The 13,362-nt window shown below is 59.3% G+C and carries 9 protein-coding genes and 3 pseudogenes; 9 read left to right on the top strand and 3 right to left on the bottom strand.

Annotation, left to right across the window (positions count from 1 at the left end):
* The first annotated feature begins 88 nt into the window (after window positions 1-88).
* The 8 genes and pseudogenes from CP49_RS08885 to fabI all read left to right on the top strand — a co-directional run bounded on the left by CP49_RS08885 (window position 89) and on the right by fabI (window position 10,894).
* Window positions 89-304 (top strand): hypothetical protein, encoded by a 216-nt coding sequence (locus CP49_RS08885; RefSeq protein ID WP_057849895.1) that lies wholly within the window; start codon window positions 89-91, stop codon window positions 302-304.
* Between the two features lie 43 nt (window positions 305-347).
* On the top strand, window positions 348-2,399 hold the full coding sequence (gene tkt / locus CP49_RS08880) for a transketolase (protein WP_057849894.1): 2,052 nt from the start codon (window positions 348-350) through the stop codon (window positions 2,397-2,399).
* Window positions 2,400-2,402: 3 nt separating this feature from the next.
* Window positions 2,403-5,708, top strand: coding sequence for a bifunctional transaldolase/phosoglucose isomerase (locus CP49_RS08875; protein WP_082645933.1), 3,306 nt, complete (start codon window positions 2,403-2,405; stop codon window positions 5,706-5,708).
* A 111-nt stretch (window positions 5,709-5,819) separates the two neighbouring features.
* Window positions 5,820-6,230 carry a hypothetical protein gene (locus tag CP49_RS08870; RefSeq protein WP_057849893.1) on the top strand — a complete coding sequence of 137 codons (411 nt, stop codon included), beginning with the start codon at window positions 5,820-5,822 and terminating at the stop codon, window positions 6,228-6,230.
* A 256-nt stretch (window positions 6,231-6,486) separates the two neighbouring features.
* A pseudogene (locus tag CP49_RS49175) lies at window positions 6,487-8,270 on the top strand (pyruvate formate lyase family protein); the annotation flags it as partial.
* Window positions 8,244-8,756 (top strand): glycine radical domain-containing protein, encoded by a 513-nt coding sequence (locus tag CP49_RS48890; RefSeq protein WP_338060339.1) that lies wholly within the window; start codon window positions 8,244-8,246, stop codon window positions 8,754-8,756. The pseudogene CP49_RS49175 and the gene CP49_RS48890, both read left to right, overlap by 27 nt.
* 13 nt (window positions 8,757-8,769) lie before the next feature.
* Entirely contained in the window at window positions 8,770-9,597 is an 828-nt protein-coding gene (pflA, locus tag CP49_RS08860) for a pyruvate formate-lyase-activating protein (RefSeq protein WP_057849892.1), read from the top strand.
* Window positions 9,598-10,087: 490 nt separating this feature from the next.
* Window positions 10,088-10,894, top strand: coding sequence for an enoyl-ACP reductase FabI (gene fabI, locus CP49_RS08855; protein ID WP_156438206.1), 807 nt, complete (start codon window positions 10,088-10,090; stop codon window positions 10,892-10,894).
* Window positions 10,895-11,070: 176 nt separating this feature from the next.
* Here fabI and CP49_RS08850 read toward each other — a convergent pair whose 3' ends face one another.
* The 3 genes and pseudogenes from CP49_RS08850 to CP49_RS47105 all read right to left on the bottom strand — a co-directional run.
* The gene (locus tag CP49_RS08850; protein ID WP_057849891.1) at window positions 11,071-11,274 is read right to left on the bottom strand and encodes a hypothetical protein; all 204 of its coding nucleotides are present in this window, start codon (window positions 11,272-11,274) and stop codon (window positions 11,071-11,073) included.
* Between the two features lie 448 nt (window positions 11,275-11,722).
* Window positions 11,723-12,040: a hypothetical protein gene (locus CP49_RS08845; RefSeq protein ID WP_057849890.1), complete on the bottom strand. Its 318-nt coding sequence runs from the start codon at window positions 12,038-12,040 to the stop codon at window positions 11,723-11,725.
* 139 nt (window positions 12,041-12,179) lie between these two features.
* Window positions 12,180-12,309, bottom strand: a pseudogene (locus CP49_RS47105) (SOS response-associated peptidase); the annotation flags it as partial.
* Between the two features lie 435 nt (window positions 12,310-12,744).
* On the opposite strand from CP49_RS47105, the pseudogene CP49_RS47095 reads away from it, so the two are divergent.
* A pseudogene (locus tag CP49_RS47095) lies at window positions 12,745-13,170 on the top strand (hypothetical protein).
* The last annotated feature ends 192 nt before the right edge of the window (window positions 13,171-13,362 follow it).

Genomic DNA, 13,362 nt, shown 5'->3' with positions numbered 1-13,362 from the left:
GTCCAGCCGCTCGCCGCTAAGCTCATGCACAAGAACTCCTACGCGGAGAACGGCCGTCACAGACTGTTGATCTAGATCAACGTTGGTAATGCGAATCCTTCCAGCATGTGCCGTTGCGACGACAGCGCAGCGGCCACCCGGCCCGCCGTCGCGGCTCGCGCATGCCCATGAGGGCGCCGATGCAAACGAGGGATGGGTCGTTCAAATCGGCTTCCTTGGCGCCGCGAGCTACGTCTGTTTCCGTTTCGACATTGCCATCGTGGTCTGCATCCTGGAGGAAATCGATGGGGATAACTGGTACTAGTGCACACACTGCACCGAACGTTACCAGTTCGACGAACGATACGATGGACCAGTTGTGCGTCAACACGATCCGCACGCTGGCGATGGATGCGGTACAGGCAGCCAACTCCGGTCACCCCGGAACACCGATGGCGCTGGCGCCGGTGGCCTATTGCCTGTGGCAACGCGTGCTGCGCTTCGATCCCAGCCATCCGATCTGGCCCAACCGCGACCGTTTCGTGTTGTCGGTTGGTCACGCGTCGATGTTGCTTTACGCGATGCTGCACTTGAGCGGCGTGAAGGCCGTGAACCCGAAGTATGAAACGCTTGGACAACTGTCGGTGACACTGGGGGACATCAAGCGCTTCCGACAGCTTGACAGCAAATGCCCCGGCCACCCGGAGTATCGTTGGACCTCAGGCGTTGAAACGACGACTGGCCCACTGGGACAGGGACTGGCCACAAGCGTAGGCATGGCCATCGCGGAGCGCTGGCTGGCAAGCTACTTCAATCGTCCGGGGTTCAACCTATTCGATTATGACATCTACGCCCTCTGCGGCGACGGCTGCATGATGGAAGGAATCTCCGGCGAGGCCGCCTCTCTCGCTGGACACCTCAAACTCGATAACCTCTGTTGGATCTACGACAACAATCACATCACGATCGAGGGCAATACTGCCCTGGCGTACAGCGATGACGTGGCCACGCGCTTTATCGGGCACGGCTGGAACGTCACGCGCGTCGGCGACGCTAACGACCTGGAAATGCTCGAGCGTGCGTTCAGGACGTTCAAGAGCACGAGCGATCGACCGACCCTTATCATCGTCGATAGCCATATCGCCTACGGTGCGCCGAACAGGCAGGACACGAGCGCGGCGCACGGCGAACCGCTGGGCGAGGAGGAAATCAGGCTGGCGAAGCGTCATTATGGTTGGCCGCCAGACGCCAAGTTCCTGGTCCCTGATGAAGTACTCGAGCACTTTCAGAAGGGCATCGGGGCGCGCGGCTTGGCGCTGCACCAAGCTTGGCGGGCTCAGTTTGAGGAGTATCGGCGCCAATATCCCGTGCTCGCCGAGGAGGGATATCGCTTACTACGCCGCGAACTGCCGGATGGTTGGGACAAGGGATTTCCGGCGTTTTCGCCAGGCAAAGCTATCGCCACCCGAGATGCATCGGGCCAGGCGCTGAACGCACTTGCTGAGAACGTGCCGTGTTTGCTCGGCGGTTCCGCGGACCTCGGTCCGTCATGCAAAACGCGGCTGACCTTCGAAGGCGCCGGAGATTTCAGCGCGCAGAATCCGGCCGGACGGAATCTCCACTTCGGTATTCGCGAGCATGCTATGGGCGCTATCCTTAATGGCCTGTCTCTATCGAAGATTCGACCGTTTGGATCGGGATTCCTCATCTTCAGCGACTACGCGCGCACAGCCATCCGCTTGAGCGCCCTGATGGAAATCCCGGTGATCCACATATTTACCCACGATTCAATCGGAGTTGGGGAAGATGGGCCAACACACCAACCAGTGGAGCACCTGGCGTCCCTGCGCGCCATCCCCGGTCTGATCACCCTGCGACCGGCCGATGCCAATGAAACGGTCGAGGCGTGGCGTGTCATCGCGGGCTTCCGCCACGAACCAGTCGCGCTGATCCTGACGCGGCAGGCAGTGCCGACGCTGGACCGAACGAAATACGCGGCGGCGGAGGGCGTGCCGCGCGGCGCCTATGTTCTCGCCGATGCCGACGACGGCCGGCCTCACGTATTGCTGCTGGCGACGGGCAGTGAAGTTGCGTTGTGTGTAGAGGCGTATGAAACGCTGAAGGCCGAAGGGATCAAAGCCCGCGTCGTGAGCATGCCGTCATGGGAGATGTTCGAGTACTACTGCCGCGATCATCCCGACTATCGCGAACAGGTGCTTCCGGAGTCGGTAAACGCGCGCGTCTCGGTGGAAAAAGGATCTACTCTCGGCTGGGCGAGGTACGTCGGCCGGAGTGGTCACAGTATCGGAATGGAGACCTTCGGCGCCTCGGCGCCGCTGAGGGAATTGCAGAAGAAGTTCGGCTTCACCCCCGAGAACATCGTCGCAGCGGCGAAACTGCAAATCGCGAAAGCGAGGTGAGCGATGCGCATCGCCATAGGTTCGGATCATGCCGGATTTGCACTTAAGGAGGCGGTGAAAGCCTTCTTGGCCGAGGAGCATCGCGAAGTCCTCGACCTGGGCACTCACAGCACAGATGCCGTGGACTATTCCGACTATGCGGGGGCCATGGGCCGAGCCTTGCGCGAGAAACAGGCCGAGCGCGGCATCCTGCTCTGCGGGAGCGGGGTTGGTGCGTCGATGGCCGCCAACAGGATTCCCGGAGTCCGCGCCGGATTGTGCCATGACACCTATTCGGCGCACCAGGGCGTTGAGCACGATGATATGAACGTGCTGGTGCTCGGCGGTCGTATCGTCGGTGTCGAGCTCGCCCATGAGCTGATTGGCGCATTCCTGAACGCTCGCTTCACCGGCGAGGCGCGGCATCGGCGCCGTCTTGCCAAGATGGTCGCGCTGGAAAACCCGCTGCGCGCGCTCCAGGTCTTCGGCCAGTCGGTGTGGCTGGATTATATCCGCCGCAGCTTGATCACCGGCGGTGAGTTGAGCCGTTTGATCGACGAGGACGGCTTGCAGGGGGTGACTTCGAATCCGGCAATCTTCGAGAAGGCGATCACCGGAAGCTCCGACTATCGCGCGGTTCTCGAGCAGCCCGACGTGGTGGCGTTGGATGCAAAGTCAATTTACGAGCGACTCGCGGTTCAGGATATTCGCGACGCCGCCGATGCCCTCCGCGCCGTATACGACGATACGTCGAGACGTGACGGGTACGTGAGCCTGGAGGTCTCGCCGCTCCTCGCATGCGAAACGGCGGGCACGCTTGACGAAGCCCGGCGATTGTGGCGGGCCGTAGACCGTGACAATCTGATGATCAAAATCCCCGCGACGTCTCAAGGCATTCCCGCTATTCGCGAGCTCATCGGCGAGGGGATCAACGTCAATGTGACACTGCTGTTTGCACAGGACTCGTACGAGCGGGTGGCAGAAGCTTACATTGCGGGCCTCGAGACATACGCAGACCGGGGTGGCGACCTGAAGCAGGTTGCCAGCGTCGCCAGTTTCTTCATCAGCCGGATTGATACCGAGATTGATACGCTCATCGCGGCCCGTTTGCAGGCGGGGATAGATGCAAACCAGGCAAGCGGGCTGCGCGGCTTGATCGGCAAGGTCGCAATTGCCAATGCCAAGCTGACCTACCAGCGGTATCAGGAGCTCTTCAGCGGGCGACGTTGGCAGGCGCTGGCCAGCCGGGGCGCCCAAACACAGCGGCTGCTCTGGGCCAGCACAGGGACCAAGAACCCCAACTACCGCGACGTGCTCTACGTCGAGGAGCTGATTGGGTCCGATACCGTCAACACGATGCCTCCCTCGACCTTCGACGCGTTTCGCGACCACGGACGGCCGCGCGCAAGCCTCGCGGAGGACGTGGAGTCCGCCGTTGACACAATGGCTACGCTCGCCGAAGTCGGAATTTCCATGAAGGATGTCACCGACAAACTTCTCGTTGACGGCGTGCAACACTTCTCCGATGCCTTTGGGAAGCTGCTGAACGCGGTGGAGAGGCAAGCCAGGCAGGCAGCGGCGGCAAGCCTCAATCGCTTGACGTACACGCTGCCCGAGCCGCTTGCCGTTGCAATGAAAGCGGTACTGGCGGAGTGGGGCGCTGAGGGCAAGGTAAGAAAGCTTTGGGCTGGAGATGCGTCGCTTTGGAGCGGGAGGGACGAAGCGCAGTGGCTCGGATGGCTCGGAATTACGAACGACCAGCTGGCTCACATCGAGCGCCTGACGGCTATTAGAGAAGTCGCCAAGAATGCGGGCTTTTCCCATATCCTATTGCTGGGAATGGGAGGATCGAGCCTCGGTCCGGAAGTAATCAAGACGACCTTTGGCCCGATCAGCGGGTTCCCAGAACTTTACGTGCTTGACTCCACCGATCCGGCTCAGGTGAAGGCTTTCGAGAGCAGAGTTGATCTGAAGAACACGCTCTTCATCGTCTCGAGCAAGTCTGGCTCGACGCTTGAGCCCAATGTTTTCAAACAATATTTCTTCGACCGTATCGAGCGACTCGTCGGCCCGAATGAAGCCGGCCGTCGCTTTCTCGCCATCACGGATCCGGGCTCGAAGATGCAGCAGGTTGCCGAACGCGACCAGTTTCGGCGCGTCTTTCTCGGCTGGCCCAATATCGGGGGGCGTTATTCGGTTCTCTCCGATTTCGGTCTGGTCCCGGCGGCCATCATGGGCGTGGATGTGGCGATGTTCCTGGACCGGACCGAGGAGATGGTCTGCGCCTGCATGCCGTCCGTTCCCGTTGCAGAAAATCCAGGCGTCGTGCTCGGCACGATCCTCGGCGTGGCGGCGCGGGAATTTCACCGCGACAAGATCACAATCGTGGCGTCACTGCCGATTTTGAATCTCGGCGCTTGGTTGGAGCAACTGGTGGCGGAGTCCACAGGCAAGGAAGGCAAGGGATTGATTCCAATCGATCGCGAGCCGCTTGGAAAGCCAGATGTCTATGGCCGCGACCGCCTGTTTGTCTATCTGAGATGGTCCGCCGCAGTGGACCCGGCGCAGGACGCAGCCGTGGACGAGCTGGAACAGGCGCTTCACCCGGTGATTCGCATTGCAATAGACGACCCATATGATCTCGGGGAAGAATTTTTCCGCTGGGAATTCGCCACAGCAGTCGCTGGCTCGATTCTCGGCATCGATCCATTCGATCAACCGGACGTGGAGGCTAGCAAGATCGCATCACGAAAGCTGACGGACGAATATGAGAAAACCGGGGCGCTGCCCTCGGAGACGCCCATCTTTACGGCCGACGGGATCGCGCTGTTCACGGATGAGAAGAATTCTGCCGCACTGGCGAAAACGGCGAACGGCACGCCCGCTTTAGCGCAGTATCTCGAGGCGCATCTCAACCGGCTCAACGAGGGGGATTATTTTGCGTTTCTGGCGTATATTGAGATGAACGAGGGGCACGAGCGGATATTGCAGGAGATCCGTCAAGCCATCCGCGATGTCAAGCGGGTCGCGACATGTCTCGAATTCGGACCGCGTTTTCTCCATTCAACTGGGCAAGCTTACAAGGGTGGTCCGAACACGGGGGTCTTCCTTCAGATCACGTGCGACGATGCCGTTGATTTGCCCGTGCCGGGACGGCGATACACCTTCGGTGTTGTCAAAGCGGCCCAAGCCAGAGGAGATTTCGACGTTCTGGTGGAGCGCGATCGCCGGGCGCTGCGCGTGCATCTCGGAGCCGACGTGGCTGCTGGCCTGAGCACGCTACGGAGTGCCCTCCTGACGGCATTAGGTCTCGCTCCGGATCGCTCCTAGTACGTCTAAGATGACGTGCATATTGATAGTGCGCGTCTATTCTATTTAAGCCCGCGCGGACACATGCGGAGTATGACGCGCAGATATGGTTCCGCATCTGGGAGATTACATATGAGCGACGACGCTCCTCGCTGGGCCTCCTTCTCATCGGCTTTTTCAATCGTTTTGAGCTTGGCCAGCGACCGAATTGCCGAGCTTGGTTGTGCAGCCATAGGCGAGGACCCAAAGGCGTTTGTGGATCGTGGGGGCTTGGGTCGCCTGGAAACTGAGGCTGCCGACGCGGCGATCAGGAGAGTTCGCGAGGCGGCCTACCCACTCATCTTCGGGCTGTTTGGCTCCGAAATGCCTGGCGGCAAAGACCGCAAACTTGTCTTAACCCGGCTGGGTCAAGACTTGAGACGCATTGAAAAGACCTTGGGATACGACGGACCCGCTCGAGAAAATGTGCGCGAGCAGGAGTCCAACCATGTGCGTCGTTACCGGCGACGCAAGCCCGGAGTGACCAAGGTTCGAACGAGGTAACTTGGCCTGATAGCCGGCGCATCGGACCTTTGATGCCCCAGCTTCGGAGGCCGGAGAGAGAGATAGGAGAGCCATTCGCTGAACTGACCCCTGGAGATTAATGGCATACGTGGTGGCCGGCGTTTTCGGCTTCGTTGACATGAATCAAAGGTCGTGAATCTGGCAGCACAATGGTGGCGGATGCTCACTCGCCGCAGTTCTGGAGAAATCGTGGAAGTCGGCGCGACATCCCGATACGACGGCTCGGAGGCGCACCATGAAATCAAGCGCGGCTCTTAGGCAGGATGTAAGGTCAAGCGATTGCTCGAAGGGGTTTCGCCCAGGAGACTGGCAGACCTCTATCAATGTTCGCGATTTCATCGTCCGGAACGTGACGTCCTATCCCGGCAACGAGGACTTTCTGGCTGGCCCATCGCAACGCACAATGGCCGTATGGGCGAAACTGCAGCCGTACTTCGCGGATGAAAGGAAGAAAGGGGTCCTTGCAGTCGATGCGAAATCTCCCTCAACGCTGCTCGCCCACAAGGCAGGCTATATCGATCGCGACAATGAGGTCGTGGTCGGACTTCAAACCGAGCAGCCGTTCAAGCGGGCAATCTTCCCCTTCGGCGGGCTACGGATGGTCGAGGCGGGCCTGAAGGCCGCTGGTTTCGAGCCGGATCCGGCGGTCAACGAGGCGTTCACGAAGTACCGCAAATCCCACAATGATGGCGTGTTCGACGCCTATACGCCCGAGATCATGGCTTGCCGCAGGTCCGGCATCATTACCGGACTCCCGGATGCCTATGGGCGCGGCCGCATCATCGGCGACTATCGGCGCGTGGCTTTATACGGGGTTGATCGCCTCCTCGAAGGAAAGCGCGCGGAATGGGCACAGATCGACGACATGTGGCCGACCGACGAGATCATCCGCATGCGTGAGGAGCTTTCCGAACAGATGCGCGCACTCGAGGACCTGGCCTCAATGGCGAAACTTTATGACGCGATATTTCCAAGCCCGCCACGAACGCCCAAGAGGCATTCCAGTGGACCTATTTCGCCTATCTCGGCGCCATCAAGGAGGCCAACGGGGCGGCGATGTCGATCGGCCGCATCTCGAGCTTCCTCGATATCTACATCGAACGCGATTTGAAGGCAGGGTTGCTGGACGAAGCACGGGCACAGGAACTGTGGGACCAGCTGGTGCAGAAGCTTCGCATTGTCCGCTTCCTTCGCACGCCGGACTACGATGCGCTGTTCAGCGGTGACCCCTACTGGGCGACCGAATGCGTCGGCGGCATGGATGTCGACGGGCGCGCTCTGGTGACGAAAAGCAGCTACCGGATGATGCACACGCTCTACAATCTGGGGCCGGCGCCCGAGCCGAACATCACGGTTCTCTGGTCGAACAAGATGCCCGCTCCGTTCAAGCGCTACTGCGTCAAGGTTAGCCGCGACACCTCCTCGCTGCAGTACGAGAACGACGATCTGATGCGGCCGTTCTGGGGCGACGATTACGGCATCGCCTGCTGCGTCTCGGCAATGCGGTTAGGCAAGCAGATGCAGTTCTTCGGTGCCCGCGTCAACTTGGCCAAGGCTCTGCTCTACGCAATCAATGGCGGCCGCGACGAGATATCAGGCGAACAGATTGCCCCGCAGACCATGCCGGTCACCGGCGGCTTCCTCGGTTATGACGACGTCATGGCCAAGTTCGGCACCACCATGGAATGGCTCGCAAAGACCTACGTCCATGCCATGAACTGCATCCACTACATGCACGACAAGTACTTCTACGAGCGTCTGGAGATGGCGCTTCACGATCGCGACATTCTGAGAACGATGGCCTTCGGAATCGCGGGCCTTTCGGTGGTGGCCGACAGCTTAAGCGCGATCAAATACGGCAAGATCCGCGTCATGCGCGATCAGAACGAATTGGTCGTGGACTATCAAAACGTCGGCAACACGGCGACGCCGCAGTTCGGCAACAACGACGACCGGGTCGATCAGATCGCCTCCAGCATTGTTACAAGCTTCATGGAGAAGATCCGCAAGCATCCGACCTATCGGAATGCGACGCATACCCAAAGCGTGCTGACGATCACTTCCAATGTGGTCTACGGTAAAGCCACCGGCAATACGCCTGACGGACGGCGGAAGGGTGAGCCGTTTGGACCTGGTGCCAACCCCATGCACGGACGCGATAGCCATGGTTGGCTCGCCTCCTGCCTGTCGGTGGCGAAACTTCCCTACAGGGACGCGCAGGACGGCATTAGCTACACCGTCTCCATTGCGCCGCAGAAAGCTCATCTGTCGGAAAGCCAGCTCGTGGATGAGGCCGTCAAAGCCTTCGACGTCTTTTTCGATCGAGGCGAGTTCCACATGAACCTCAACGTGATCGACAAGGAGACCCTTGAGGACGCGATGAAGAACCCGGACAAATATCCGCAACTAACGATCCGCGTTTCAGGCTACGCCGTGAACTTCGTCCGGTTGACGCCGGAGCAGCAGCGCGACGTGATCAGCCGTACTTTCCACGGCCAAATTTAATCGAGGGTGCACCATGCCAACGGTGCAAGCACTGGAGCCCGGAAGTCGTCATGACCTCCGGGTCGGGATTTCGCCCGACGCGCCCGATGAGGACCAGATCAAGGACCGGGAGGGAACATTCGGGTACTGCCATTCCTATGAGACGTCGTCGCGCTACGACGGACCCGGCCTGCGCGTGGTTCTCTTCGTCTCGGGCTGCCTCCTGCGCTGCACCTACTGCCACAACCCGGATACCTGGCACCTCAAGGATGGTACCTATGTTTCCGTCGATCAGGTGCTTCGCCGCCTCGGTGACTTCGCGCCTTCCATCCGTGACCTTGGCGGAGGGCTGACCATCTCGGGTGGCGAGCCGATGGTGCAGCTCGCCTTTACCCGGCGGATATTCGCCGGCGCAAAGGAAATGGGTCTTCACACGGCTATTCAGACGTCCGGATTTCTGGGCGATCGCGCGGACGAGGAATATCTGTCCGCAATCGATCTCGTCCTCCTCGATATAAAAAGTTCGGATCCTGAAACTTACCGGCGAGTGACCGGTCGCGACATCGCGCCGACGCTTCGCTTTGCCGAGCGCTTGGCTGCGATGTCCAAGCCGGTCTGGGTTCGATTCACTCTCGTGACAGGAGAGACCGCCGATCCCCCCAATGTCGACGGCATCGCTCGATTCGTCGCTCCCATGAAGAACGTCGAATGGGTGGAGGTGCAGCCGTTCCACCAGATGGGTTCGTTCAAGTGGAAGGCGATGGGCCTCGAATACAAGCTCGCTCATACTCTGCCGCCCAGCCGCGATCTGGTGAAGCGGGTGATTGGGCAGTTCCAGGCCGCGGGGTGCCAGGCACGCTGACCAATCGATTATCCGATCGATCCGGGGGAGTTCTGCCGCCCCCCACGATCGCCAGCATGAACGAGGACAGAACGCACTATCTCCGGCATCATCCACAATCTTGTACCCGTAGCACTGGGCAACATCGTGGGTGGAACTGGTTTTGTCGGCGCTGTCTACTGGGCGATCTATCGGGCAACGTTCGGCGCACCGCATCTCGGCAAAATGTGAATCCTCGATCTGACAACAAAGGATTATCGCCATGCCATTGCAGACTGCCAATTGGGAGCCGAATAAGGAAATGCCCGTAGGCAAAGGGGCCACCGTTCAGCAATTCTTTACGGTCCTCGGAAAGGACAGGTTTGAAATCAGCGTCGCTCCATGGGGCGAGGGGCAGTTGAAGGTGAATGGTCAAGAGGTAGCAAGGACCGCCGAAGCCAAGGATCGGCGCCAGGCCTTCACTACCTTAAAGCAGGCTGCCGAACGATACGCCCGTGGCGAACCTCTCGAGATGTCAAAGAACGGCAAGGCCCGACTGATTCCGACCGTCAAGGCGAAGCTGCTGGATGGCAAGAAGGGACTTGTCGTTGGCATCGCGAATGAGCAATCGATAGCGTGGGGTTGCGCCGCCGCCTTCCGTGCTTTCGGCGCCGATCTGGCGGTCACCTATCTCAACGACAAGGCCAAAAAGCACGTCGATCCGCTGGCGCGCGCTCTTGAATCTCCCATTGTGATGCCACTCGATGCCCGCGTACCGGGACAAATGGAAGCCGTATTCGAGCGGATCACCAAGGAGTGGGGCAAACTGGACTTCGTCGTGCACTCCATTGCGTTCGCGCCGCAGCAGGCACTCCACGGACGCGTGGTTGACGTACCGCTGGATGGATTTCTTACGACCATGCACGTTTCATGCTGGACGTTCCTTCGAATGGCCCAGTTAGCTGAGCCATTGATGAAGAAGGGCGGAACCCTCTTTACGATGACGTATTACGGCAGTCGAACCGTTGTGAAGAACTACAATATCATGGGCGTCGCCAAAGCCGCTTTGGAAAGTGCCGTCAGGTATGTCTCCGCCGAGCTTGGGCCGAAGGGCATTCGGGTGCATGCCATATCTCCTGGGCCTCTCGCCACCCGAGCCGCGTCCGGCATTCCTGAGTTCGACAAGCTGCTCGAAAAAGCAAAGGCCAAGGCCCCGGCGCGTAGCCTTGTGAGCATAGAAGATGTTGGTGCAGCAACGGCGTTCTTGGCACACGACGTCGCCCGGCTCATCACCGGCGACACCATTTACATCGATGGCGGATATCACGTGGTCGATTGACAAGCCGATTTGGCTCAAGTGCCAAAAAAGTTTGGGGCCCTCGACCATCAACGCGCGTATTTGCTATTTGCTACTATAAGGAGACATACGCGTTGGCAAACCATCGGTAACTTCCATCCGCCAATCACAACCCGTCGCAACACCGTTCCGCGCCCGGTATTTGCACGCGACGCCCTTCAGCGTGAGCCAGCCGCGGTCGATGGCGAGTTTGAGGCCTGCACCATATTCGGCCGGGCCGCCGCCGTCCCGAACAGAAACGGTTCGCTGATCTTCTCGATGTAGATGCGGCCTTGAATCGGCTCGACGGCGTTGGCGATCTCGAGGATCCGGCGCGCGACTTTCTCCGGATCGGCGTAGCGGCGGGCAGTGGCGTACTTCATGCGGCCGCTTTGTCTTCCTTTGATCTCTGGAGGGAATGAAGGCCGACGGGAGAAATAGGAACTGCAAAAGGAGGACTACGTTTCCGCTTTAGGTGGCCAATGGACTCCCAGCGGAAGGGTGCCGTCCGATCGAAATGCCTTCAGTTGAAATGCCTTCAGTTCGAAATGTCGCCAGAAATGCCTTCAGTCGAACAATGCAGAGCCTATGCTGCGAAATACAAAGCCCTCGCAGGTAATTCAGCCCGCCGATCTACCGTGCTAAGGAATATTTCACGGAGCTGGACAGTGTTGGCGACCCAATTTGAGAGCCTTGCGATCATCGCGAAATCCGAAGGTGAGTAAGGCCGCCTAGCTGGGACGGTCGCCCGGTGCCCACGGCACCCAACAAGCCCCGATGCGCGTGTGCGAAAACTTCGGCCGCACCTACGCGCGGCGTTTGCCGCAATAATCAGTGATGCGGCTCCTCATGCTTCGGTAGCAAACTGAACCCAATGCCAGTGACGAGATAGACAGCATCGCTTTCATCCACGAGTACGTCGCCGATTGTCATGGTTGTGTGCTGTAGTCCCTTGCTCTGAAGCAAATCGAGAGCTTCACCATTCGGCGACCAGTTCTCCGCTCGCATGCGAGACAAAGCATCTTCCTGATTATCTGCTTCGATATCCTTCAAGTGAACATGAGTAGCCGAGAGGTGACTGGGATCAGGCGAGCTTCCAACGATGCCGCGAATAAACGATGGCTTCATATACCAGATTTGATATTTCATCGTGTTCCCCTTTTATAGCTTGCCTCGTTCGCGCAGCATCTTGATCGCATCCCGGCCAGTCACAAGCTCGACATACTCGTGCAACGCCCGCGCGGCGGTGGCGGCATGCCCCAGCGCATCACCATCGGCGTCTGTGTTTGCGCACCACCGGAGCCGGGTAATCCGGAAACACGCCCGGCATCGGAGCGAGGTTGCCGACATAGCGGTTCATCACGCGGAACAGCGCGGATGGCTTCTTGGTTGGTGGTGATACTATAGAGATTGCACATTTGTCGAAGCCGCCGCGATACTCGTTCCGCCGTTAGTGTGGTGTACGTCTCTCAGCTTGCGCGTGTAGTAGCCGTGCGCCTGAATCGCTGACCTAATCTCCTCGCTGACTTTGACAACCCGTTTCTTACTCTTGCGCCAGCTTCCCGGCGTCACAACGGAAGGGATCGGACATCCCTTCTTCACAACGAGCAGATCACGTCTGGTGCTTAAATACACATCCATATGCCTGCCTCCCAAAAGCACCGACCTTATCGCTTGGTGAGCAGAGCATGGGTTACCAAAAGGCAACACCGAGCCATTGTTGTGCGCTTTCCCATTTTACCGCTGGCAGGAGCGGAACGAAGCGCTTGACCAAAGTAAAGCGGCAGAGGCCCGGCAAGCAGCTAGGTATCGTGGATTGCTCAGGTGCTTCGGTGACGCTGTAATTGCCATCTATGAGCACCAAGACACGCGAAGTCATCTGGGGTGGCCGGATTCTGGGCGCAAAGATGCGCGCCCAAACGGCCCGCCAAGAAGCTAGGAAGGCCGCCCGTGCGGCGGATCGGGCTGAGGCGGAAGCGCGTGGTCGGTCCGCATGGAAGGCTATGGTGGTCCGGCCCAGCCGTCCCCAACAATAGGCCAATGCTTGAGTGGCGGTTATGGCTGGTTGGAGATCGAGTGTTGTCGATGCAAGACACGAGCGAGCTTGCCGTTGAAAGCGATCCGAAGGGCGCGTGATACGCCGATCTGGAAGCTAGAGCCGTCGTTCCGATGCCGGTCATGCGGCACGCGCCGTTACAAGCCGCCTGTCCGCATGATCAAGTTGACAACAGCGGGAGATCACGCCGTACAAGTGGGTGCATCCTGATGAAGAGCGGTGAGACCACACAGGGTTTCACCACAGGACTAGGGCCGTTCCCAGAGCTACGATCACTATCCTCGTGCCCGACCCGAACCGGACGAATCTCTTCGGGCGCGCCATTCTCCACGAAACGGCCTTTTCGCGTAGTGATATTCCGCTAGCGCCGAGCACAAGGCATACGAACGCATCAATAGAGGAGAAGGACATGTTG

Origin of the sequence: Bradyrhizobium valentinum (genome assembly GCF_001440405.1) — a bacterium.
In the GTDB taxonomy this organism is placed as follows: domain Bacteria; phylum Pseudomonadota; class Alphaproteobacteria; order Rhizobiales; family Xanthobacteraceae; genus Bradyrhizobium; species Bradyrhizobium valentinum.
Note: the sequence above shows the minus strand (reverse complement) of the source record. Positions and strands in the feature narration are given on the sequence as shown.